Origin of the sequence: Porphyromonas sp. COT-108 OH2963, assembly GCF_000768895.1 — a bacterium.
In the GTDB taxonomy this organism is placed as follows: Bacteria; Bacteroidota; Bacteroidia; order Bacteroidales; family Porphyromonadaceae; genus Porphyromonas_A; species Porphyromonas_A canoris.
In genome coordinates, this window is record NZ_JRAP01000006.1 from 10,446 (window position 1) to 33,831 (window position 23,386).

The 23,386-nt window shown below is 44.4% G+C and carries 20 protein-coding genes; 19 read left to right on the forward strand and 1 reads right to left on the reverse strand.

Annotated elements, in window-relative coordinates; all coding sequences use genetic code 11:
* Positions 1–885: 885 nt before the first annotated feature.
* From HQ39_RS01990 to HQ39_RS09130, 17 genes are all read left to right on the forward strand, one after another.
* Positions 886–2,745, forward strand: a complete 1,860-nt coding sequence (locus HQ39_RS01990; protein WP_036863290.1) for a 2-oxoacid:acceptor oxidoreductase subunit alpha — start codon at positions 886–888, stop codon at positions 2,743–2,745.
* A 4-nt stretch (positions 2,746–2,749) separates the two neighbouring features.
* On the forward strand, positions 2,750–3,775 hold the full coding sequence (locus HQ39_RS01995; RefSeq protein ID WP_036863293.1) for a 2-oxoacid:ferredoxin oxidoreductase subunit beta: 1,026 nt from the start codon (positions 2,750–2,752) through the stop codon (positions 3,773–3,775).
* A 194-nt stretch (positions 3,776–3,969) separates the two neighbouring features.
* A complete protein-coding gene (gene pckA / locus HQ39_RS02000) occupies positions 3,970–5,580 on the forward strand; it encodes a phosphoenolpyruvate carboxykinase (ATP) (RefSeq protein ID WP_036863295.1) in 1,611 nt (536 codons plus the stop codon).
* A gap of 247 nt (positions 5,581–5,827) precedes the next feature.
* Entirely contained in the window at positions 5,828–7,345 is a 1,518-nt protein-coding gene (locus tag HQ39_RS02005) for a sensor histidine kinase (RefSeq protein ID WP_036863296.1), read from the forward strand.
* 58 nt (positions 7,346–7,403) lie between these two features.
* Complete coding sequence (locus tag HQ39_RS02010; RefSeq protein ID WP_369794005.1) at positions 7,404–8,147, forward strand: response regulator transcription factor; 744 nt, start codon at positions 7,404–7,406, stop codon at positions 8,145–8,147.
* Positions 8,148–8,335: 188 nt separating this feature from the next.
* A complete protein-coding gene (locus tag HQ39_RS02015) occupies positions 8,336–9,319 on the forward strand; it encodes a ribonuclease Z (RefSeq protein ID WP_052079353.1) in 984 nt (327 codons plus the stop codon).
* A gap of 11 nt (positions 9,320–9,330) precedes the next feature.
* The gene (locus HQ39_RS02020; RefSeq protein ID WP_036863299.1) at positions 9,331–9,999 is read left to right on the forward strand and encodes a uracil-DNA glycosylase; all 669 of its coding nucleotides are present in this window, start codon (positions 9,331–9,333) and stop codon (positions 9,997–9,999) included.
* Between the two features lie 57 nt (positions 10,000–10,056).
* The gene (locus HQ39_RS02025; RefSeq protein ID WP_036863301.1) at positions 10,057–11,079 is read left to right on the forward strand and encodes an aspartate-semialdehyde dehydrogenase; all 1,023 of its coding nucleotides are present in this window, start codon (positions 10,057–10,059) and stop codon (positions 11,077–11,079) included.
* Between the two features lie 558 nt (positions 11,080–11,637).
* The gene (locus HQ39_RS02030; protein WP_036846943.1) at positions 11,638–12,093 is read left to right on the forward strand and encodes a thioredoxin family protein; all 456 of its coding nucleotides are present in this window, start codon (positions 11,638–11,640) and stop codon (positions 12,091–12,093) included.
* A gap of 30 nt (positions 12,094–12,123) precedes the next feature.
* Entirely contained in the window at positions 12,124–13,125 is a 1,002-nt protein-coding gene (locus tag HQ39_RS02035; RefSeq protein ID WP_036863513.1) for a PhoH family protein, read from the forward strand.
* Positions 13,126–13,142: 17 nt separating this feature from the next.
* Entirely contained in the window at positions 13,143–14,093 is a 951-nt protein-coding gene (locus tag HQ39_RS02040) for a phosphoribosylaminoimidazolesuccinocarboxamide synthase (protein ID WP_036863302.1), read from the forward strand.
* 22 nt (positions 14,094–14,115) lie between these two features.
* On the forward strand, positions 14,116–14,853 hold the full coding sequence (gene ubiE, locus HQ39_RS02045; protein ID WP_152565482.1) for a bifunctional demethylmenaquinone methyltransferase/2-methoxy-6-polyprenyl-1,4-benzoquinol methylase UbiE: 738 nt from the start codon (positions 14,116–14,118) through the stop codon (positions 14,851–14,853).
* 6 nt (positions 14,854–14,859) lie between these two features.
* Complete coding sequence (locus HQ39_RS02050; RefSeq protein WP_036863303.1) at positions 14,860–15,654, forward strand: shikimate dehydrogenase family protein; 795 nt, start codon at positions 14,860–14,862, stop codon at positions 15,652–15,654.
* A 46-nt stretch (positions 15,655–15,700) separates the two neighbouring features.
* On the forward strand, positions 15,701–16,627 hold the full coding sequence (locus tag HQ39_RS02055; RefSeq protein ID WP_036863306.1) for a hydrogen peroxide-inducible genes activator: 927 nt from the start codon (positions 15,701–15,703) through the stop codon (positions 16,625–16,627).
* A 75-nt stretch (positions 16,628–16,702) separates the two neighbouring features.
* The gene (locus HQ39_RS02060; RefSeq protein ID WP_036863309.1) at positions 16,703–17,248 is read left to right on the forward strand and encodes a nucleotide exchange factor GrpE; all 546 of its coding nucleotides are present in this window, start codon (positions 16,703–16,705) and stop codon (positions 17,246–17,248) included.
* 27 nt (positions 17,249–17,275) lie between these two features.
* Entirely contained in the window at positions 17,276–18,430 is a 1,155-nt protein-coding gene (dnaJ, locus tag HQ39_RS02065; protein WP_036789424.1) for a molecular chaperone DnaJ, read from the forward strand.
* 276 nt (positions 18,431–18,706) lie between these two features.
* Positions 18,707–19,138: a copper resistance protein NlpE gene (locus HQ39_RS09130; RefSeq protein WP_160216099.1), complete on the forward strand. Its 432-nt coding sequence runs from the start codon at positions 18,707–18,709 to the stop codon at positions 19,136–19,138.
* A 793-nt stretch (positions 19,139–19,931) separates the two neighbouring features.
* On the opposite strand, the gene HQ39_RS02075 is transcribed toward HQ39_RS09130, so the two are convergent.
* Positions 19,932–20,693: a DUF5715 family protein gene (locus HQ39_RS02075; RefSeq protein ID WP_052079359.1), complete on the reverse strand. Its 762-nt coding sequence runs from the start codon at positions 20,691–20,693 to the stop codon at positions 19,932–19,934.
* 272 nt (positions 20,694–20,965) lie between these two features.
* Between HQ39_RS02075 and HQ39_RS02080 the strand changes: the two genes are divergently transcribed.
* Both HQ39_RS02080 and HQ39_RS02085 read left to right on the forward strand, forming a co-directional pair.
* Entirely contained in the window at positions 20,966–22,270 is a 1,305-nt protein-coding gene (locus tag HQ39_RS02080) for a dihydroorotase (protein ID WP_036863313.1), read from the forward strand.
* Positions 22,271–22,290: 20 nt separating this feature from the next.
* Complete coding sequence (locus HQ39_RS02085; RefSeq protein WP_036863316.1) at positions 22,291–23,379, forward strand: carbamoyl phosphate synthase small subunit; 1,089 nt, start codon at positions 22,291–22,293, stop codon at positions 23,377–23,379.
* Positions 23,380–23,386 lie beyond the last annotated feature (7 nt).

Here is a 23,386-nt window from a genome sequence, read left to right on the forward strand (position 1 = left end):
AGAGCTTTAGTACATATATAAGGTATGGTAAACGTATTGAGATCTGTTCGTGAACCTTTTCAGATGTGAAAATCGTGTCTTGACTTCTGCAACTCATGTTTTGATTTCTGCAAGTCAAACCCTGATTTTTGGATTTCAGGCTTTGATGTGTAGATCCGAAAGGCTTCAGAGCAGGTTTTTAACGGGATAAAACCATCTTGTTTGCCTGTTCAGATACTGTTTTAAGCTCCTGTTTTTGTGGTGTGATCACTATCAAATGTAGTGGTTGTGATTTTTTATTGTTTTGAAACAAACTATATGATTTCTCTTGAAAGTGGCGAAATATCTACGTTTCTGCTTGCTCGTCAAAATAAAATTGTTACTTTTATGCTCTTTTCTCCCGAAAAGATTTGCATATTAAAAATAAAGTCCTTACCTTTGCATCGTGGTTTTTTCATAATAGTATTAGATTTAAGGTTAACAAAGATGGTTAGGGGATGTCGTGAGACATCCTTTAATTTTTTATACCAACCCCATTTCTTTCCGGGAGATTCTCCTCTTTTCTGCTGCGAGAATGTTTTTCTTCAATAATATTTGAATTTTCAATGAATTAAATAGTAACTTTGCATCACTTTGAAAGAGAAACAAACGATTACATTTTACTATTATAGCATCTTTCTGTTGTAGTCAGCCTTTGGTCGTCTGATCACTTCTTCGAATTGTCCACGATGTGGAGAGTGTTTTGGTTGAAGTTGTACGTAAAGACCGCCCGGAGGATGACCCTCTGAAAAGAGAGATAAAGAGGGGTGTTTGGGAGCATTACGAAAGGAATAGCTAATAATTTTGAAAATACTGTGCAAACTCACTACATTTGCACAACATTCAACACATTAAAAACGTAACATTATGGACAAAAACCCGGATGTTTTGGTTGTAAAGGATATAGTGGTGCGCTTCTCCGGAGACTCCGGAGACGGAATGCAGCTCACTGGCAACCTTTTCTCCGACCTTGCCGCAATACTCGGCAATCAGATCTCAACGTTTCCGGACTTTCCGGCAGAGATTCGTTCTCCTCAAGGTACTCTCAGCGGTGTTTCCGGCTTCCAGGTTCACCTTGGAACGGACGCTGTTCATACCCCCGGAGATTTAGCAGACTGCCTTGTAGCAATGAACCCGGCTGCACTAAAAATCAATGTTAACCAAATTAAGAAGAACGCAATCATCCTTTGCGATTCGGACTCTTTCACCCCGGCAGACTTGAAGAAGGCAGAGTATGCCACGGAAAATCCATTTGAAGAACTCAAATTGACGCAAGCGCAGATCATGGAAGTGCCCATCTCTTCTATGACTAAAGAGGGGCTCAATGAGTTTGACATGGAACCGAAAGACAAGTTGCGCTGTAAGAATATGTTCGCTTTGGGATTGGTTTGCTGGCTTTTCGGAAAAGAGATCGACCATGCAGAGAAACTCCTTGCAAAGAGATTTGCGCGAAAAGAGAAGGTTCTTGCAGCCAATATAAAGGCTCTTACAGATGGTTATAATTATGGTGCCAACACTCACGCATCGGCGATGACTTACCGCATAGAAGGTAAGACGGGAGAAAAGGGGCACTATATGGATATAAATGGTAATAAGGCTACATCCCTCGGATTGGTTGCAGCGGCTGAGAAAGCAGGCTTGAAGCTCTTCCTTGGTAGTTATCCTATTACTCCGGCTACGGATATCTTGCACGAGTTGGCTAAGCTGAAGCATCTTGGTGTAAAGACTGTTCAGGCTGAAGATGAGATTGCAGGTATCTGTACTGCCATAGGTGCATCTTTTGCCGGAAACCTTGCCGTAACTTCCACATCGGGTCCCGGTCTTGCTCTAAAGAGTGAAGCAATGGGCTTGGCGGTTATGACAGAGCTTCCGCTTGTGATCGTGGATGTACAGAGAGGCGGACCTTCTACCGGACTGCCGACCAAGTCGGAACAAACAGACCTTTTGCAGGCACTCTATGGACGCAATGGCGAAAGCCCTATGCCGGTAATAGCTGCCACATCGCCTTCGGACTGTTTTGATGCTGCATTTGAAGCGGCGAAGATTGCTCTCGAACATCTTACTCCGGTGATCCTTCTTACAGACAGCTATATTGCAAACGGTTCTTCCGCTTGGCGCATTCCGGATTTGGATAAATATCCTGAAATCAAGCCTCCCTATGCTCCTACTCATTATAAAGGTGCATTGGAAGATTGGAAACCTTACAGAAGAGATTCCGAAACACAGGTAAGATATTGGGCTGTTCCGGGTATGGAAGGCTATACTCACCGTGTGGGCGGTCTGGAAAAAGACTATAACACCAGTGCAATATCCACCAATCCGGACAACCACCAACGTATGGTGCTTACTCGTAAAGAGAAAGTAGAACGCATAGCAGATACGCTTCCTATACAGAAAGTTCAAGGTGATGAGAACGCAGATCTGCTTGTAGTGGGTTGGGGAAGTACTGCCGGACATATATATACAGCTTGTGAAACACTTCGCAGAGAGGGTCATAAGGTTGCAATGACTCAGTTTAAGTATATCAATCCTCTGCCTCGTAACACAGAGGCTATCCTTAGAAAGTATAAGCGAATAGTGGTTATCGAGCAGAGCTTGGGTCAATTCGCTCAATATTTGGGAGGAAAGTTCCCGATGTTGGATATACATACACTGAACAGAGTGAAAGGACAGCCATTCAAGGTGGGGAGATTAGTAGAAGAGTTAAAAACCTATTTAAACGCTTAAACGAATGGATACTAAAGATATTGCAACGACCAAATACGAGGCAAAAGATTATAAGAGCGCGCAAGCAGTACGTTGGTGTCCCGGATGTGGCGACCACGGTGTGCTTGCAACCATACACAAAACAATGTCGGAAAGAGGTGTGGCGCCTCACAATACCGTAGTGGTTTCCGGTATCGGCTGTTCTTCTCGTCTGCCTTATTACATGAACACTTATGGCTTTCACTCTATACACGGTAGAGGTGCAGCCATTGCAACCGGAGTGAAGACCGCAAATCCCGAACTCGATGTCTGGCTTATAACAGGAGACGGAGACTGTCTTGCCATCGGTGGTAATCACTTCATCCATGCGGTGAGACGGAATGTCAACATCAATATCGTGTTGTTCAACAACAAGATATATGGTTTGACCAAAGGACAATACTCTCCTACATCTGCACGTGGATTCGTTTCCAAGAGTTCCCCGATGGGTACAGTGGAAGATCCGTTTATACCGGCAGAGCTTGCTCTCGGTGCTCGCGGACGTTTCTTTGCCCGTGCATTGGACGTGGATATGAAGATGATGCAGCAGTGCATGCTTGCAGGAGCCAATCATGAGGGTACTTCCGTAACCGAAGTGCTTGTAAACTGTGTGATATTTAACCATGGTACTCACCGCGATTATTCGGCAAAAGAGGTTCGTGCAGACCGTACCATCTACCTCGAACATGGTAAAAAGATGATCTACGGAGCGGATAAGAATAAAGGTCTTGTACTGGATGGCTTGCGTCTTAAATCCGTTACAATAGGTGAAGATGGCTATACGGAAGACGATATATTGGTTCACGACGCACATTGTAAGGATGATACCTTGCATCGTATGCTCGCAATGATGTCGGATGATATGCCTATCGCTTTGGGTGTGATCCGTGATGTCCCCGATTTGATCTACGACAGAGAGGTGGAACGTCAGGAGAAAGAAGCACAAGCTAAGACCGATATACACACGCTTCAAGCCCATATGTACAATATAGCCGGCTGGATCAATGAATAAATTGACAATAAATAAGTAGGCTTATTTATTGGTCAGTAGAATAAATCTAAGTACCTTTGCTCAAGGAGTCAGAGATGACAATTCTTCTTGAGTAGAGGTACTTTCTGTTTTGGTCTCCATTATCGTAATCCACTAAATGAAATTATTGTAGTATATAGTAACACACAACATCTAAATATTTATAATCTAACATTATGGCAAAATTAGATCTATCAAAGTATGGCATATCCAATGTCAAAGAGATTGTCTATAATCCTTCTTATGATCTGCTTTATGAAGAGGAGACAAAACCCGATCTTCAAGGTTTTGAACGCGGTCAGGTAACAGAACTTGGCGCAGTAAACGTGATGACAGGCGTTTATACGGGACGTTCTCCAAAAGATAAATTCTTTGTGATGGACGATACAACCAGAGATACTATCTGGTGGACTTCTGAAGAGTATAAGAACGACAACAAACCTATCACTAAGGAAGCGTGGGATGAACTTAAAAAGATTGCATCAAACGAGCTTTCGGATAAGAGACTCTTTGTTGTCGATGCTTTCTGCGGTGCGAATGAGAACAGCCGTCTTAAACTTCGCTTTATCATGGAAGTGGCATGGCAAGCTCACTTTGTTACCAATATGTTTATTCGTCCTACCGAAGAAGAACTCAAGAACTTCGGTGAACCGGATTTTGTGATTATCAATGCTTCCAAAGCAAAGGTGGACAACTATGCCGAACTTGGTCTTAACTCGGAGACAGCAGTGGTATTCAACCTTACAGAGAAGATTCAAATCATCCTTAATACATGGTATGGTGGTGAGATGAAAAAAGGTATGTTCTCTTACATGAACTATCTTCTTCCTCTAAATGGTATGGCTTCAATGCACTGCTCTGCAAATACCAGCATGGATGGTAAAGAGACTGCCGTATTCTTCGGATTGTCCGGAACAGGAAAGACAACACTCTCTACCGATCCTAAGCGCAGACTTATCGGTGATGACGAGCATGGTTGGGATAATGAAGGTATCTTCAACTTTGAGGGCGGTTGCTACGCTAAGGTTATCAACCTAAGCAAGGAGAACGAACCGGATATCTACAACGCTATCCGTCGTGATGCTTTGTTGGAGAATGTTACAGTGGATGCGAGCGGAAAGATCGACTTCGAGGATAAGAGTGTTACCGAAAATACACGTGTATCTTACCCGATCTATCACATCGAAAACATTGTAAGACCAAAGTCGAAAGCAGGACATGCCAATAAGGTGATATTCTTGTCGGCAGACGCATTCGGAGTATTGCCTCCGGTTTCTATCCTTACTCCGGAACAAACCAAGTACTACTTCTTGTCCGGATTTACTGCCAAACTTGCAGGAACAGAGCGTGGTATCACAGAACCAACTCCTACATTCTCTGCTTGTTTCGGTGCAGCATTCCTCTCTCTTCACCCAACAAAGTATGCAGAAGAGCTTGTGAAGAAAATGGAGCAGTCCGGTGCCACAGCCTACCTCGTAAACACAGGATGGAATGGTACAGGAAAGCGTATCTCTATCAAGGATACAAGAGGAATCATCGATGCTATCCTTGAAGGATCTATCGATAAGGCTCCAACCAAGAACATCCCAATGTTCGACTTTAAGGTGCCTACCGAACTTCCGGGCGTAGATCCTAAGATTCTCGATCCGAGAGATACTTATGCAGATCTTTCCGAATGGAATAAGAAGGCTGTCGATTTGGCAGAGCGTTTCCAAAAGAACTTTGTGAAGTTTACAGGTAACGAAGTCGGTAAGGCTCTTGTGGAGGCAGGACCGAAATTGAAATAATACTTCGGAAGAAGTAATGCAGATATTGTTGAGGGCTTATCTCTTATCAGACAGCAATTGATAAGAGGTAGGTTCTCAACTTTTTATTTAGATCCCTTAGTTAAGTCTTTTAGTACCTGTCCGTGAATAGAATGAAAGAGTCAAATAGATTCTACTCTTCCTCAAAACAAGCATTATTAACAAAGCGAAGCTTAATATTTAACTATTATTATATTAAAAGCAAGATTTTATTCTCTTAATTTGCAACATGAGAAAGTCCATCATATGGCCTATCGTTGTTCTGGCAGTATTCACACTTGTAGGTTTGTTGGTAATGCAAATCAACTATGTGTCCATTATGTATGACTCTCGTGCAGAGCAGTTTAATTCTGCCGTCAGGAGAGCTCTTAGCAATGTGAGCAGACAATTGGAATATGATGAAGCTCGACGGATATTACAGAGCGAGCTGCTTGGGAGAAAGGTTTCCATAACAGAATCCACTCCTTCGACCGATCTGCTCGGCAGTGGCACGAGCCTTTATACCACAACTATCGACCCTAAGCTGTTCCAGCTTGATCAGCTTCCCGAGGTCAGCCAGTCTCATTGGGCGAAGAAAGAAGATCAGTTTGTGGCTACTTCTTCGAAGTTGCAGGAGGAGTTGCGAAAGAAGTTTGAGTATCAAAAGGAGATTATGAATGAGGTTGTTTTGGATATGATTACCCAGAATGACGAGCTTCCTATATATGAGAGAATTTCTCGTACTCAACTTAAAAACACTCTTGCATTTGAGCTTGAAAATAATGGTGTGAATCTTTACTACGTTTATGATGTTGTAGATAAGAACAATCACAGCTATTTCTCAACGGGAAAAATACCGAAAGGAGAAGCAGAGTCTACGTTCTCGCAGCTCATTTTTAAGAAAGACAGGCCGTCTCGCTATCTGTTTCTGAGAGTTTATTTCCCGGGACGAGGAGATTATCTGTATGAGACGATAGACTTTTGGGTACCGAGTGCTCTGTTTACGATTTTCGTATTGGGCATGTTTGTTTACACTACCGTACGGGCTACCAGGCAGCGTAAATTAGCTATCATTAAGAATGATTTTGTGAACAACATGACGCATGAGCTGAAGACACCGGTGAGTACCATTCGCCTTGCAAACGAGTTTCTCATGGATAACAACTTGAATCTGTCACGGGAGCAAGTACAGAACAGGCTCAAAGTAATAGATCAGGAGACGAAACGGCTGAGTAATCTGGTGGATCAGGTTCTTTATACCTCGCTTTTGGATAAGAATTCCACTGTTCTGAAAATGGAAGAGTTGGATATTCAGGAACTGATTCTTGAGATTGCCAATACATACAGCATAAAAGTCGAAGGCATTGGAGGAACTGTTGATATAGAATTGGATGCTACGGAAAATGATGTCTTTGTCAATCGTACTCACATGACAAATATCATTACCAACTTGCTGGATAATGCTATAAAGTACAGGCGTGAAGAGGTCCCGTTGCAGCTGAAGATCGGTACGGCTAATGAAGGAGATAAACTGTGTATTTATGTATTGGATAATGGGATAGGTATCAAAAAAGAGTATTTGAAGAAGATTTTTGAGCGTTTTTTCAGAGTCCCTACCGGAAATGTTCATAACGTCAAAGGATACGGATTGGGGCTCTCTTATGTGGCAAATCTTATGCAACAGATGAACGGAAGCATCAAAGCGGAAAGCGAGCCGGGTCAATGGACGAAGTTTTCTATTTATCTCCCTATTATAAAGAACAAGTAAATGCAGATAGTAAAAATAAAGACAGAAAAATTATATAACCCTTTAAAACATTTATACTATGAACTTGGATGAAAGAATTAGAATCTTCTTCTGTGAAGATGACGAGAACTTAGGTTTGCTTCTAAGAGAGTATCTTGAAGCAAAAGGCTACAAGGCTACACTATTTCCTGATGGAGAGGCCGGTTATAATGAAATAGCTCAAAACCCGACAGAGTATGATATTTGTGTATTGGACGTAATGATGCCTAAGAAAGATGGCTTCACTTTGGCTCAAGATATCCGTAATATCAATCCGGATCTTCCTATCATTTTCCTCACAGCTAAGAATATGAAGGAAGATGTTTTGGAGGGCTTCAAACTTGGTGCGGACGACTATCTTGCCAAGCCGTTCAGCATGGAAGAGTTGGTAATGCGTATAGAAGCGGTTCTTCGTCGCGTGAAAGGTAAAAAGATCAAAGAGACTCCTTTCTATAAGATCGGAGAGTTCTTGTTTGATACTCAAAAGCAGATCCTCTCTATTGGTAATAAGTCTACCAAACTTACTACAAAAGAGACAGAACTTTTGACTCTTCTTTGCAGCCATGCCAATGATGTACTGGAGAGAAACTATGCTTTGAACATTATTTGGAATGAAGATACTTACTTCAACGCAAGAAGTATGGACGTTTATATCACAAAGCTTCGTAAGCTATTGAAAGATGATCCTAATGTTGAGATTATCAATATACATGGTAAGGGGTATAAGTTGATCACTCCTATGGCAGATCTTCCTCTTTCTGAAGAAAATATTCAAGTGATATAATATTAAGATTAAGATTAAGCATGAGGGCTGTATCGGGACGAATATGAATCTTGATACAGCCCTTTGTTGTTTTAGATGATTAGAGGAAGAGAAATTTTCTCTATTTTTACTCTTTAGAAAGTAAGAACAAGAGATGCCATTACAAACAAAGATACTTGATTCCTATATCCTAATCACTATAATTATAAATGTCTTCTAAGAAATCTACATTGCACTACACGGGAGATGGCATGTGTGTCCACATTTTAGGTTGTGGCTCTGCCAAGCCTTCTTTGTCGCACTTCCCAAGTGCTCAGATGGTGCGTTTGCGAGACAAATGTTTCTTGATGGACTGTGGAGAGGGAACTCAAATACAACTTTTGAAATATAGGGTGCCGTTCTCTTCTTTGCATCGTATCTTTATTTCGCACATGCACGGAGATCATTGTCTTGGTCTTCCCGGACTGCTCAGTACGATGGCATTGCAGAAGCTGACATTTCCGATGCATATTTACGGTCCAAAAGGGATAGCCGACTTTGTGGATTATATTGTTCGGACATTCTGCGCCGAGGAAGAGCTTCGGTTTCATGTTCATGAGATAGATCATAAAGCTGCTCCTATGGTTGTTTTTGAAGATAAGAGCATTACGGTAGAAGCCATTCCTCTAAAACACAGGATGCCTGCTGTGGGATATCTGTTCAGAGAAAAAAACTTGTTGAAAGCTCTTGATAGGTCATCTGCCGATTTTTATGGTGTTCCCGTTTATTGGTTCAATCGGATAAAGTCGGGAGCAGATTTTATTACCGAAGATGGCATTGTTATTCCCAACTCTCGTCTTACTCATCCCTCTCGGAAGCCTTATAGCTACGCTTATATCTCCGACACGGCATACTCTCCTTCGATAGTTCCACACATACGGGGAGTGGATCTGCTTTATCATGAAGCGACCTTTGAGAAAAGTCTGAAGGAGCGTGCTGCCAAGACTTTTCATTCCACAACGGAACATGCCGGGAAGATAGCCGCAGCAGCAGAGGTGGGTCATCTGCTGATAGGGCATTACTCGGCGCGCTACTCTCGCTCTATTGATATGGAACGCCTGCGAAGTGAAGCTGCCGAACATCATCCCAGAACAATCGCAGCCAATGAGGGGATGTTTTTGGACTTGAAGGAGCTGCGAAGCCAACTACAATAGTATATATCGACATGGATGTAAAGATAGAACCGTCTTGGAAAGAGCGACTGAAAGAGGAGTTTGACCGCCCTTATTTCGAGCAGATTGTTTCTCAAGTAAAAGCCGCATATCGTTCGGAGCCGGTGGCGCCTGAGGCGAAGAATATTTTCAGGGCTTTCGATCTCTGTCCTTTTGATAAAGTAAAGGTTGTCATTTTAGGTCAGGATCCTTACCATACTCCCGGTGTGGCGGACGGATTGGCATTTTCTACCTCTCCCGGAAGTCCTATCCCTCCATCGCTGAAAAACATATTCAAGGAGCTTGCATCGGATCTTAAAGTCCCGGAGCCGATGAGCGGAGATCTCACCCATTGGGCAGAAGAGGGTGTATTCTTACTTAACAGTATTCTTACGGTAAGGCAGGGGATGGCGGCATCTCATGGCAGAATGGGATGGGAGATATTTACGGACAGAGTCATCGAGGTCTTGAGCCGGGAGCGAGAGCATCTGGTATTCATCCTGTGGGGCAGTAAAGCCGGGATGAAGCAGCAGTTTATAGACACGTCGAAGCATTATGTGATAAGATCTGCGCACCCATCGCCTCTTTCGGCGCACAATGGTTTTTGGAAAAGCGAGCCTTTCAGTAAGGCAAATTTTTTCCTTGTTCAGCACGGAATCCAACCCATCAAGTGGATCAAATAATCGGAACGCTCTGTCATTTGCAGAGCAATAATTAACTCTTAAAAAAGAAATAATGATATGAACATAGCAGTAGTAGGAGCGAGTGGTGCCGTTGGGCAGGAGCTTCTTCGGGTTTTGGAGCAGAGGGCATTTCCTTTCACGTCTCTGACTCTTTTCGGATCTGCCCGGAGTGCGGGTACGACCTATACGGTGGCTGGTAAGGAGTATGTGGTAAAGGAGTTGAAGGAGAATGACGATTTCAAAGGTATCGACATCGCGTTTACTTCTGCCGGGGGGAGCACTTCGGAACGTTTCCGCGAGACGATCACCAGGCACGGAGCGATCATGATAGATAACTCAAGCGCTTTTCGGATGGATCCGGATGTCCCTTTGGTTGTTCCGGAGGTGAATCCGGAAGATGCGTTCAAGCATCCGAAGGGCGTTATTGCCAATCCGAACTGTACGACCATTCAGATGGTTGTCGCTCTCAATGCGCTGCATAAGGTGAGTCCGATCAAGAGCGTACATGTCTCCACTTATCAGGCTGCAAGTGGAGCAGGAGCCACCGGGATGCAGGAGTTGGAGGAGCAGACCGTGGCTGTTGCAAACGGCAGAGAGCCTCGTGCCGAGAAGTTTGCCTATCCTCTCATTCACAACCTTATCCCTCAGGTCGATGTCTTTACGGACAATGGCTACACGAAGGAAGAGATGAAGATGTTCCACGAGACGCGGAAGATCATGCATGCTCCGGATCTGAACGTGAGTGCTACCTGCGTGAGAGTCCCCGTACTTCGTGCACACTCCGAATCCATTTGGGTTACGATGAAGGATCCGATGACGCCCGAACAGGCTCGCGAACTGTTTCTCCGCACACCGGGAGTGATTGTCTTGGACGAGCCGTCAAGTAAATCTTACCCGATGCCGAGGGATCTTTCCGGCAGAGATGAGGTTTTTGTCGGTCGTATTCGCCAAGATCTCTGCTCTCCGAATGCCATAACTTTCTGGTGTGTGAGTGATCAGATCCTCAAGGGAGCGGCTCTGAATGCCGTGCAGATCGCGGAGCTGCTGCTGTCTCGCGGGAAGAGTTGCAGCGGGAAATAGCAGCCCGAAAGCGAGGCGATTATTTTGGGAGATTGCTCCGCACGTATAACGGAAGAAAGAAGAGACCGAGCATCCGGGTTCCGGAGCTTGGTCTCTTTTTTGTGGAGTTATGAGCCGTATTTCGGGGGATTATTATGGTTTTCAAAATCGGTAATTACCGTTCTTCGGTTTGGTAATTACCGTTCTTCGGTTTGGTAATTACCGTTCTTCGGTTTAGTAATTACCGTTCTTNCCGTTCTTCGGTTTAGTAATTACCGTTCTTCGGTTTAGTAATTACCGTTCTTCGGTTTAGTAATTACCGTTCTTTGGTTTAGTAATTACTGTTTTTCGGTTTGGTAATTATCGTTCTTCGGTTTAGTAATTACTATTCTTCGGTTTAGTAATTACCGTTCTTTGGTTTGGTAATTACTGTTTTTCAGATTGCTCCTTATCAATCTTGAGGCGATGGCTATCATTTTGCTCCGTCTGTAAAAAATAAGGCGGAAAAACACTATATTTGCGGTCGGCAGACATGATGAATTATTATTATACCAATCAGTTAAAAACGAAAAAACAACCATGAAAGGAACAAGACTATTTTCACTACTTTCAGTACTTGCCGTAGCACTTTTTCTGCTCCCTTCCTCACTGTCCGCACAAAAGGACTCAAAGGCAGAGGGCGGTATCATTAAACTTAACGCAGAAACGTTCAGAGTAAAAATACACGACTACAAGAGCAGTGCCGAGTGGAATTATAAGGGAGACATTCCATGTATCATAGATTTCTATGCAGACTGGTGCGGACCCTGCCGTCAGCTTAAGCCTACTCTCGAACGCCTCGCAAAAGAGTACAAAGGCAAGATATACATCTATGCAGTGGACGTGGATGCCAACAGAGAACTCGCCGAAGCATTCAAAGTACGCTCCATACCGATGACTCTCGTCGTCCCAATGAAAGGTAAACCGCTTATGAATACAGGAAATCTTCCTTACGACGTGTTCAAAAAGCAGATAGAAGAGGTTCTTAAAAAGTAATATCCGATAAGAGTAAGGCCACCCATGCAGATGTTGGAAAGGATCTTTGTTCTGAATGACGCAGACCCGATAATCTTTTTCGGGCTGAACAACAAGAACATCCAGCTGCTGAAAGATTTACATCCGAAGCTGAGAATCATAGCCAGAGGCAACCTCATAAAGGTGATGGGAGAGGAAGAAGAAACGTCTGCCTTTATCTCCCTGCTGCGAACACTGGAACGATACACAGAGACTTTCAACTCCTTATCGGAAGAGGTGATACTCGCACATACAAGAGGAGGAGACAACAATGTCTCCTCCTCTACACCATCCAACGATGTGTTGATCTTCGGACTTAACGGCAAACCCATATCGCCCCGAAATGAAAACCAAAAAGAGATGGTGCGCCTGGTCGAAGAGCATGACCTCGTCTTCGCAACCGGACCTGCCGGAACGGGAAAGACATTCATGGCTATCGCCCTCGCGGTGAAAGCTCTCAAGAACAAAACAATCCGCAAGATCATCCTCAGCCGTCCGGCTGTCGAAGCAGGAGAGAAGCTCGGTTTCCTTCCCGGAGAGATGAAAGACAAGCTGGATCCCTATCTCCAACCTCTGTACGATGCACTCGGAGAACTCATTCCACCCATGAAGCTCAAAGAGTACATGGAGATGGGTGTGATCCAAATAGCGCCTCTCGCTTTCATGAGAGGACGAACGCTCTCGGATGCGATCATCATCCTCGATGAGGCCCAAAATACATCGCCGCATCAGATAAAGATGTTCCTGACTCGCTTGGGAAACAATGCAAAGATGATCATCACGGGAGATATGACGCAGATAGACCTCCCCACCGGTACTCAGAGCGGTCTAAAACAAGCACTTTATATCCTTAGAGGAATAACGGAGGTCGGACACATAGATTATAATGCCAAAGATATCGTAAGACACCCTCTGGTGAAGAAGATCGTGAATGCTTATGATAAGTTTGACAAACAAGAAAAGGCTAAGAAAGAGAAAAAAGAGAGCGAGAACTCAAAAAACTCAAGTTTATAAATCATACCCCAATAGCTATGAACAGCAAATCATTAACAAAAACCGACTTTAACCTGCCTCGACAAACCGCAAAGTATATAGGCAAGGTGAGAGATGTCTATACGATAGAAAACGATATACTGGTTATGGTCGTTTCCGACCGTATCTCGGCATTTGATGTCGTTCTTCCCGTAGGTATCCCTTACAAAGGGCAAGTCTTGAACCAAATAGCTGCATATCATCTCGATAAAACTGCGGATATTGTTCAGAACTGGAAAATCTCCACTCCTGATCCGATGGTTACCATAGGACACAAGTGCGAGCCGTTCAAGGTTGAGATGGTTATTCGTGGCTATCTTACCGGAAGTGCTTGGAGAGCATACAAGAATGGAGAACGTACATTGTGCGGTATCACACTCCCCGAAGGCATGAGAGAAAACGAAAAGTTTCCTCAACCCATTATCACTCCTACTACCAAAGCGGACGAAGGACACGATGAAAATATCTCTAAAGAAGAGATCATCGCTTCCGGTCTGGTATCTGCGGAAGATTATCAACGTCTGGAAGAGATTACTTATGCCCTTTTCCAACGTGGTACAGAGCTGGCAGCGGAGAAAGGATTGATCTTGGTGGATACCAAGTATGAGTTCGGAAAGAAAGACGGAGAGATTTACCTTATAGATGAGATTCATACACCCGACTCTTCTCGCTACTTTTACAGCGAAGGATACGAGGAGAGATTCCAAAATGGAGAACCTCAGAGACAACTCTCTAAGGAGTTCGTTCGCCAATGGCTCATAGATCACAACTTCCAAGGAAGAGATGGCGATGTAATGCCTGAGTTTACCGATGAATACGTAGAAAGTATCAGCGAACGCTATATAGAGCTTTATGAGAATATCATAGGCGAGAAGTTTGTAAAAGGAGATACTTCAAAACTTTCAGAACGCATAGAGGGAGCTATCTGTAAGGCTATTGATAGTCTTTAAGATCAATCCTCTTTTAGATATAATGTCGCAACAAGAACAGATAGAACGGGATAGACTCTACCATAAAGAGGCAGAGTCTATCCGTTCTATGTTTAATAACATTGCCCAAGAGTATGATAAACTCAATGGGATAATGTCTCTCGGTTTAGATAAGAGATGGCGAAAGCTGTGTGTGCAGAAGGCTTCGGAGAATGCTCCGCATAATATTCTTGACTTGGCTACGGGCACAGGAGATTTGGCTTTTGCACTGAAAGAAGCCAATCCCAATGCCTCTCTTGTGGGACTTGACCTCACTGAAGGAATGCTCGAAGTGGCTCAGTACAAAGCGGCGGAGATGGGATACACTCTTAAAGAAGTCTCTTTTGTTCGTGGAGATGCTCTTGATCTCCCTTTCCAAGATCAGAGCTTTGACGCTGTTACCACCGCGTTCGGCATCCGAAACTTTCAGGATATTTCTCGTGGCTTATCCGAAATCTTTCGCGTCCTGCGCCCGGATGGACGCCTCTGTGTATTGGAGTTGGCGGAGCCTTCCAGACGAATATTGAAACCATTTTACAAGATCTACACGCAGTATTTCATTCCACTGCTCGGAAAAGCGGTGGCTCACGACAAGCAGGCTTATCAGTATCTCCCCGACAGTATAAAGACTGTCCCGATGCGAGAGAATATGTGTCGACTGATGTCTGATGCCGGATTTCAAAATGCACGCTTCTACTCTTTCTCTCCGGGAGTCTGTGTGCTATATGTAGGAGATAAATAGAACAAAATGAGTAGTCCGGTTCTATATGGACTATTAGGGTATCCGATAGAACACTCCAAGAGTCCTGCCTTTTTTAATACTCTCTTTTCAAAAGAGGGTATTTCTGCTCATTATGCTCTTTTTTCTTATAAAGAAATAGCCGACTTTCTCGCTGAGATAGAAAGAAATCAGGATATGTCCGGTTCTCTTGCCGGCTTTAATGTAACAAGTCCCCACAAATCCGACATCATCCCCTACCTGCACGCATTATCTCCCGAAGCAGCTGAGCTTCAAGCTGTCAATGTTGTCAAGGTGAAGCGTGAGGCATTGACCGGAAAAGTTCTATGGTATGGCTACAATAGCGATGTCGCAGGTTTTTCAAAGCTGCTTGAACACGCTTTACGGCAGTCCGGAAATCCGTATGTCTCGAAAGCTCTTGTCGTCGGAAGCGGAGGTGCTGCCCGTTCGGTTTGTTACTGTCTCAAGCAAGAGGGTATTGACTATAATGTGGTAAGCAGAACGCCGGATGCCGTAACCAATGGCGTTTCCTATTCATCCCTGAATGAAGATGGTGTCATGGAGAGCTTCCCTCTCATTGTTCAGTGTACACCTTTGGGGATGACTCCCAATATCTCTACTGCCCCTCTTTTACCTTACGAGAGGATAAACGGAAGAGGAACTATCGCTATTGATTTGGTTTATAGCCCGGAAATTACTCGCTTTATGGCGTTGTGTCAGAAGTATGGTGCTCATACCTTTAATGGATATATGATGCTGGTAGAGCAAGCCAAAGAGGCTTGGAGAATATGGAGAGAAGAGTAGTCCGATTGTAGATAAAAAGAGAAGATCAGAATAAAGATTATACAGAATGAACCTTCAACAACTCGAATATCTGCATGCTTTGAAAAAGCATAAGCACTTTGTAAAGGCAGCCGAGGCATGTAATGTTACTCAACCTACCTTGAGTGCCATGATACAGAAGCTGGAAGCAGAGCTTGGTGTAACTCTCGTGGATAGAGCGCATCAACCCATAAGACTTACAGCCGTAGGAGAGAAAATAGCAGCAAAAGCGCATGACCTTTTGGGCGTGATAAGAAGCGTCGAAGAGTTGGCTGCCGAGGAGAAAGAGGGACTTAGCGGAAGTGTCCGGATAGGAGTACTGCCTACCATTGCTCCATTTCTTTTGCCCAGAATCATCACAGCACAGAAGAAGATAGCTCCTTCTCTGAATATCCACTTTGTGGAGCTTACCACCGGAAAGTGTGAGCAGGAGTTATGTGCGGGAAATATAGACCTTGCTATCCTTGCAGGAGATCTAAAAGGAGATGGGTTTGCTCTTCATTCTCTTTATTACGAGGAGTTTATCGGATATGTAAGCCGCAACGAGCCTCTTTTTGCAGAAGAGAAAATCAAGAGTACGGAAATAGATCCGAAGACCTTATGGCTTTTGGACGAGGGGCACTGTTTTCGAAATCAGCTGCTCCGATTCTGTTCTCTTCCTGCCGTGAAGGAGAGACGCATAGACTATGAACTTGGAGGAATAGAAACCTATATGCACTTGGTCGAAGGAGGATATGGGATAACCTTTGTTCCGGAACTTGCTGTCTCCACAATGTCCAAGGCACAGAAAGAGCTACTAAGACCTTTTGCCATTCCGAGACCCGTGCGTCCGATCTCTTTGGTGCATACTCAGAGCTACGTCCGAGAGAGTATTGTGAGTCATCTGTGCGAGCTTATTCGTTCTGTTGTTCCCATTGAGATGCATGAGATAAGGGTGGGGCAGATGTTGGCGTAGGTTTTGCTTTTAGTTTGGCAATGCTTTTGCATAGAAGAAAGTAGGAGAACAAACAAAAACTAAGACACAAATACAATGAGCAAAGAAAAAAAAGAAGAGATAGATATAGAGTTGGAAAAGGAGATGCCGAAAGCGGATCTGCCGAAAGAAGAGGGTGTAGACGAGACAGCGGAAGAGCAACCAACGTTGGAGCAACGCCTGGCAGAGTTGGAAGATACTCACCTTCGTCTCAGAGCGGAGTATGACAACTTCCGCAAACGTACACTCAAAGAGAAGAGCGAACTTATCAGAACCGCCGGAGAGCGTATCTTGACACAGTTTATAAGTGTTGCGGACGACTTCGATCTTGCTGTGGCTAATCTCCGTCAGGCAGCAGATATAGATGCCGTTGCGGAGGGAATAGATATAATTCGTACCAAGTTTATTTCTGCGATGAAAGCACAGGGTGTTTCGGAGATGGAAGTGCTTGGCGAACCATTCGATGCCGATCTTTACGATGCGGTGGGCATGTTCCCTGTGGAAGATGCCGATAAGAAAGGTAAAGTGATAGAGTGTGTACAGAAAGGGTACACCCTGAACGACAAGGTGATAAGACACCCTAAAGTGATAGTGGGACAGTAACTTTCTGTACAGTAGCAGATATTTATTATGGCAGGGAAAAGAGATTATTATGAAGTCTTAGGCGTCTCAAAAGATGCTACGGACGACCAGATAAAAAAAGCTTACAGGAAGACAGCTATTAAGTATCACCCGGATAGAAACCCGGACAACAAGGAAGCCGAAGAGAAGTTCAAAGAGGCAGCCGAGGCGTATGGTGTACTTAGCGATCCTGATAAGCGTGCAAAGTACGATCGCTTTGGACATAACGGTCCTGAAATGGGCGGTGGCTTCGGAGACTTTTATGGAGGTGGCATGAGCATGGATGATATCTTTGCTCAGTTTGGAAACATCTTTGGAGGACATTTCGGAGGCTTTGGCGGTTTTGGCGGATCTGCTTCTTCCTCTCGTCGTTCGCGAGGAGGAGACATTCGTGTAACCGTATCTCTGAGTCTTAAAGAGATTGCTCAAGGAGTCGATAAGAAGATCAAGGTAAAGAAACGCAATACTTGTTCCGTATGTAGAGGTACGGGAGCCGAAAGCCCTTCTGATGTACACTCTTGTGCTACTTGTGGTGGTAGTGGGGTGGTATTCCATACACAGCAGAGTTTTCTGGGAACCATCCAGACTCAACAGGTGTGTCCCTCTTGTAAAGGAACCGGTGAGACCATAGACAAGAAGTGTAGACACTGCCATGGAGAAGGTACCGAAATGGGAGAAGAAGTGGTCGCGTTCTCCATCCCGGCGGGTGTACAGCAAGGTATGGCACTTACCGTTTCGGGAAAAGGAAATGCTGCACCGAGAGGCGGAGAGCCGGGAGATCTTATCGTTGTCATAAAAGAGCTGCCGGATGATAACTTTATCCGAAATGGAGACGACATTATTTACAATCTGCTTATCTCTTATCCGGAAGCAGTGGTAGGTGGAAAGGTCGAAATGCCGACAATAGACGGAAAGGTGAAAGTAACGATAGAGCCGGGAACTCAACCCGGTAAGATTTTGCGCCTTAGAAACAAAGGCCTACCATCTTTACGTTCAGGAATCAAGGGCGATCTGCTTGTACATATCAGCATCCATGTTCCTACCCAAATGGATGATAAGGCTAAGGAAGTTATTGATAGAATGGCTGCAATTTCGTTCTTCTCTCCGACTCAATCGGACAGAGAGGCCTATATCAAAGAGCAGAAAGTTAAATACGAATTATAAATTATGAAACTTTAACATGATAGTGCCATTGAAATAGCAAAAAAAAGCAAATAAAGCGTTGGATGGAAAGAAAAAAGGCTTTAACTTTGCAGTGTGTTTTTCATGGTATTAGATTTTTTAAGGTTATCAAATAACAGAACAGAAACAAAGAGGGTGTCGTGAGACATCCTCTTTTGTTTTTATTTACACCATCTGTTTCGGGTATTTGTTATTCTCCTAAACAGAATGACTATCTTTGCGTTATCCTATTATCACATAATAAATCATATAAGCAAGATGAAAAAAAGATCTCTTATGATCGCTCTTAGTGCGATCTTCCTTGTTGGCTGCGGCAACAAGAGTAGTAGCGAGACTACTACAGAAACTACCGTGGAATGGTCTATTAGCGAGGAAGCTATGGCTGAAGTGCTGCAAGGAACCTTTGAAGGTGTTATCCCTTGTGCGGACTGTGAAGGCATTCGCATGTCTTTGATTCTTTCCGGGGAGGAGTTTTCCCTTACTATGGAGTATATGGGAGAGGAAAACTCAACCTTTCAAGAGAGTGGAAAGTTTACCCTTTTGGAAAATCGTCGTACTATAGAACTCTCTTCTCCGGAGACAGAAACCAGATACTTCAATATCTATGAAGACAGAGCGGTATTATGCGATTCCAATGGCGTAGAGCCTGAGGGAGAGTTGGCACAAAACTATGTTTTGATCAAAAAGTAGTTTCGGAAGCTCTTTTCGGGTCTCTTCTTTTATGGGTAGAGACACCTCTGATTTTTCAGATATGGTCGCCCGGCATGGTGGCACTTTGAGAAAAACCTGCAAATTTTCTGCTCTTAGAAGATGAAGATTTGCAGTTTTTTTGTTTGCCAAGATTTCTTGCTTTTTCTTTTAATAGGGTTCAGACGTTTTTTCTCCCCTCTATTTTTATATAAAAGTTCTCACCCACTCTGTCGATTTTTCCTTAAAAAGAGGTTCTGAAAGGGTGATACCTCTGTCATAAAATCAGTCTCTAATTTTTGAAGATTGTGTAAGAAGTTTGTGGTCAGTAAGATATGGAAAATCTTGAATTTGGAAAAAATTTTTTCTTAGAGCATTTCATGGGGCTTTTTCGCGTTAATTGGTGTGAATTTTAACACTGCTATCTGTAAACGTTTTCTAATAAAGAAATTTGCCTTTTCAGGGGCATTTGGGGGTAAAAATACGTAGTAGGCTGATTGTTAGTGTTTTAATGGTTTTGGTTAAACACGTTAATCGAATCCGGTAAACGTATTAAATGAAATCAGTAAACGTGTTCATTGAAAAATTAAATACGTTAATCCGAAAGAATATGCTCGTTTAGCGTTTTTGCTTAACAGGTATCGGAAATTGTGTTAATGAAACAGCTCGAATTTAACAATTCGGTCGTGCTCTAAAAACGAGGGATGCGAACAAAATAGAGAGAGCAAAAATAGGGGAAAAGCACCGGGATGGAATATATAAAAATGAATATCCTCCCATTTTGCTCATCGGGCTGTTATCGTACCGTGATATGGAAGCAGGGTTGTTTGCGTTCGTGTTTCACGAAACAGCGATCCGCCTGCCGAAGTTCATCGAGCACTTGTGCCAGCACTCCTTTGAGTTGTTCCGGCGAGAGGTCTTTCTCGCCATTGATCGCTGTGTAACCGGAGGGCGGATCCACGAACGTAGCCCACGAAATATCTATGGTTGTCCCGTAGAGGTGCGTAGAGTTTGGGGTGGAGTTGACATTGTTTTTCGCCAGACTTTTGACATCCGCAATGGTACGAGTGATGCTCGTTATCTGAAGGCGATACGGTTTTTGCCCATAGAGATAGAGCTTTTCCGAAAATCTTGCACCGATTTCGTCCAACAGATTTTTGGCTTTCGGCACCAGGAATGGTACGGAGTGGGAGAGAGTGGCAAGGCTGTAGTTTTGGGTGTCTTTCACCTCTACCAGATCGCTCCTTCTGCTATCCAGATCCTCTCTGCTCTGCATCGGCTCTATGCCCAGCCGTTGTGCCACGATCAGCTGCTCTTCATTGAGGTCGTTGAAAGCGGTGTTGTACCGTCCCTTGTAGCTCATCAGCTTCAGCCCTTCTTCGGGAGAGACTCTTTCCATCTCCTTATAATAGTAGGGCGTGATAGAGCTGGTCGAAACCTTTCTCACGACATAAATGGTGCCTGTCATAAGGAGAATGAGCGGGAAGATATACCTTAAAATGTATGGAGACCAACGGATTTTCCGCAGGGTGGAAGAGTCCATTATTTTCATCATCATGAGCCAACTCTTTTTGTTCTTTCACAAAGATAATGAAAAGAGTATTTCAGGCTTGCGCAACCCAAAAGTTTGCACTACCTTTGTAAGAGCAAATCATATAGTACACAATGGAGAGACTAAGGAGTCATACAGGGATGCAGTGTAGCCTTGCCCAAGTCTGTAACACGGGCGGATCTTGCTCCTTTTCCTTTTTTACTCTTACGATATTTCCTCAATTTACTGTTAGGGTAGCCGAGTTGTTCGGTTACCCTTTTTTGTATTAAAGAACCAAGATGAACAGATCAAGAACAATCTACAAGAATGCAACTGTGTACCGCACAGATAAGAAAGAGCTGGGACGCTTCGACGTAGCAGTGAGAGACGGAAAGATAGAGGCAGTGGAGGCGGTGATAGAACCTATGGAGCCGGAAGAGCAAGTGATAGATCTTTCCGGTCTTACGCTGTTGCCCGGTTTGGTAGACGTTCATGTGCATATGCGTGAACCCGGATTCTCCGAGAAAGAGACCTATGCCACCGGAACGGCTGCCGCTGCTCATGGCGGATTTACCGCTATCTGTCCGATGCCGAACCTCAATCCTGCACCTGACAGCAGCGAGACACTGGCGGTACAGGAGCGTATGATAGAGGAGCAGGCTGTGGTAAAGGTCTATCCGATAGGTTGTATCACGATGGGACAGAAGGGTGGAGGAACTCTTGTGGACTTTGCCGGGATAGAGGCAAGAGTGGCAGGATTTTCCGATGATGGCAGAGGTGTGCAGGAAGATGCCTTGATGGAAGAGGCGATGCGCCGATGCGCCGTGGTGAACAGACCCATTGTGGCTCACTGCGAAGTGGAAGAGCTGATAAAGGGAGGATATATCCACGATGGAGAGTACTGCAAAGTTCACGGACACAAAGGGATCTGCTCGGAAAGCGAGTGGCTTCAGGTCAAGAGGGATATAGAGTACAGCGAACGCACCGGCTGTCAGTATCATGTTTGCCATGTCTCTACAAAAGAGAGCGTGGAGCTTATCCGACAAGCCAAAGCAAAAGGTTTGCGTGTGAGTGGAGAGACGGCTCCTCACTATCTTCTTCTTACCGATGTAGAGATAGAAGAGGATGGAAGATTTAAGATGAATCCGCCTATCAGAAGCAAAGAAGACCAAGAAGCACTCTTCAAAGGTGTTATGGATGGCACATTGGAGTGTATTGCCACGGATCATGCACCGCATACGGCAGAGGAAAAGAGCCGTGGACTGGCAGGAAGCAATATGGGTATTGTCGGACTGGAAACAGCATTCCCTCTCATGTACAAGTATTTTGTCGTTGCAGGAAAGATGTCTCTTGAACATCTTATGGACTTGATGGCGAACAATCCTCGCCGTCTGTTCCGTATAGATGGTGGTACTGCCGTGGGAGACAGCGCGGATTTTGTGGTGATGGACTTGGATGCGAAGTACAAGGTGGACCCCGAAACATTCCTCTCCAAAGGTAGAGCCACTCCGTTTACCGGATGGGATGTACAGGGTAAAACGATGCTCACCGTAGTTTCGGGTAAGCATGTCTATGTAGATAACAAGATGTCAGAAAGACTTTAACAGATATATTTTTTCAGAAGATGACGACAACGATAACGCCATACACCGCAAAGATCGTCCTCAGCGACGGCAGGGAGTTTTATGGTTACGGCTTTGGAGCCAAAGTAGAAGCAATCCGGGAGTTGGTCTTCGATACTGCCATGGTTGGTTATCAGGAGATCCTCTCCGATCCGGCTTATGTGGATCAGGCGGTAGTGCTTACATACCCGCTTATAGGAAACTATGGCGTGGCGGATGAAGACTATGAAGCAAAGTATCCTGTAGCAGGAGGATTTGTGGTAAGAGAGTACAACGACTCTCCCAGCAACTTCAGATATACCAAAACGCTGAGTGAAGTGATGGAGGAGTACAATATTCCCGGAATAGCGGGAGTGGATACCCGTGCCCTGACACGCATAATAAGACAAGAGGGTGCACAGAAAGTGCTCTTTACTTCACCCGATACACCGGTAGAAGAGGCTAAGGCAAAGTTGGACGCTTGGGCGCTTCCGACAGACGGTGTTTCTCGTGTAAGCTGTAAGAAAAGATGGCTGACCCGTACACCCGGACATATCTACGATGTGGTCGTGCTCGATTTGGGCGTTAAGTATAACGTCATCAGAAGTCTTAACAGACGAGGCTGCAATGTTACGATAGTGCCATTCGATACAACGGCGGAAGAGATTCTCGCCTTTGCTCCGGACGGTATAGTCCTTGCCGGCGGACCCGGTAATCCTGCCGATCTTCCAAGTGTGCTGGAGACGATAGAACAGCTTAAGGGAAAAGTGCCGATGCTGGGAATCTCTCTCGGACATACGCTCATCGGACACGCTTATGGTGCAACATCTTACAAGATGCGTGTGGGTCATAGAGGATCTTTCCCGGTTAAGGATCTACGAACAGGCAGGGTAAAGATGGCAGCGGAAAATCATGGATACTCTATGAGAGAGGGTAGCCTGATAGGCACAAAGCTTGTTGCTACTCACCGCAATGTGGTACTGAAGGATATTGAAGGGATGATCTGCGAAGAGGATAAGGTGATGACAACACAGTTCTGCCCGGAAAGTAATCCCGGACCAACAGATTACAGAGAGGTGTTTGACGGTTTTATAGATCTGATGAAAAAATAAGTAGAAG

Excerpts from the sequence above, each read along its gene's own strand:
- HQ39_RS01990 (WP_036863290.1), top strand. The coding sequence starts at position 886 with ATGGACAAAAACCCGGATGTTTTGGTTGTAAAGGATATAGTGGTGCGC.
- HQ39_RS01995 (WP_036863293.1), top strand. The coding sequence starts at position 2,750 with ATGGATACTAAAGATATTGCAACGACCAAATACGAGGCAAAAGATTAT.
- pckA (WP_036863295.1), top strand. The coding sequence starts at position 3,970 with ATGGCAAAATTAGATCTATCAAAGTATGGCATATCCAATGTCAAAGAG.
- HQ39_RS02005 (WP_036863296.1), top strand. The coding sequence starts at position 5,828 with ATGAGAAAGTCCATCATATGGCCTATCGTTGTTCTGGCAGTATTCACA.
- HQ39_RS02010 (WP_369794005.1), top strand. The coding sequence starts at position 7,404 with ATGAACTTGGATGAAAGAATTAGAATCTTCTTCTGTGAAGATGACGAG.
- HQ39_RS02015 (WP_052079353.1), top strand. The coding sequence starts at position 8,336 with ATGTCTTCTAAGAAATCTACATTGCACTACACGGGAGATGGCATGTGT.
- HQ39_RS02020 (WP_036863299.1), top strand. The coding sequence starts at position 9,331 with ATGGATGTAAAGATAGAACCGTCTTGGAAAGAGCGACTGAAAGAGGAG.
- HQ39_RS02025 (WP_036863301.1), top strand. The coding sequence starts at position 10,057 with ATGAACATAGCAGTAGTAGGAGCGAGTGGTGCCGTTGGGCAGGAGCTT.
- HQ39_RS02030 (WP_036846943.1), top strand. The coding sequence starts at position 11,638 with ATGAAAGGAACAAGACTATTTTCACTACTTTCAGTACTTGCCGTAGCA.
- HQ39_RS02035 (WP_036863513.1), top strand. The coding sequence starts at position 12,124 with ATGTTGGAAAGGATCTTTGTTCTGAATGACGCAGACCCGATAATCTTT.
- HQ39_RS02040 (WP_036863302.1), top strand. The coding sequence starts at position 13,143 with ATGAACAGCAAATCATTAACAAAAACCGACTTTAACCTGCCTCGACAA.
- ubiE (WP_152565482.1), top strand. The coding sequence starts at position 14,116 with ATGTCGCAACAAGAACAGATAGAACGGGATAGACTCTACCATAAAGAG.
- HQ39_RS02050 (WP_036863303.1), top strand. The coding sequence starts at position 14,860 with ATGAGTAGTCCGGTTCTATATGGACTATTAGGGTATCCGATAGAACAC.
- HQ39_RS02055 (WP_036863306.1), top strand. The coding sequence starts at position 15,701 with ATGAACCTTCAACAACTCGAATATCTGCATGCTTTGAAAAAGCATAAG.
- HQ39_RS02060 (WP_036863309.1), top strand. The coding sequence starts at position 16,703 with ATGAGCAAAGAAAAAAAAGAAGAGATAGATATAGAGTTGGAAAAGGAG.
- dnaJ (WP_036789424.1), top strand. The coding sequence starts at position 17,276 with ATGGCAGGGAAAAGAGATTATTATGAAGTCTTAGGCGTCTCAAAAGAT.
- HQ39_RS09130 (WP_160216099.1), top strand. The coding sequence starts at position 18,707 with ATGAAAAAAAGATCTCTTATGATCGCTCTTAGTGCGATCTTCCTTGTT.
- HQ39_RS02075 (WP_052079359.1), bottom strand. The coding sequence starts at position 20,693 with ATGATGATGAAAATAATGGACTCTTCCACCCTGCGGAAAATCCGTTGG.
- HQ39_RS02080 (WP_036863313.1), top strand. The coding sequence starts at position 20,966 with ATGAACAGATCAAGAACAATCTACAAGAATGCAACTGTGTACCGCACA.
- HQ39_RS02085 (WP_036863316.1), top strand. The coding sequence starts at position 22,291 with ATGACGACAACGATAACGCCATACACCGCAAAGATCGTCCTCAGCGAC.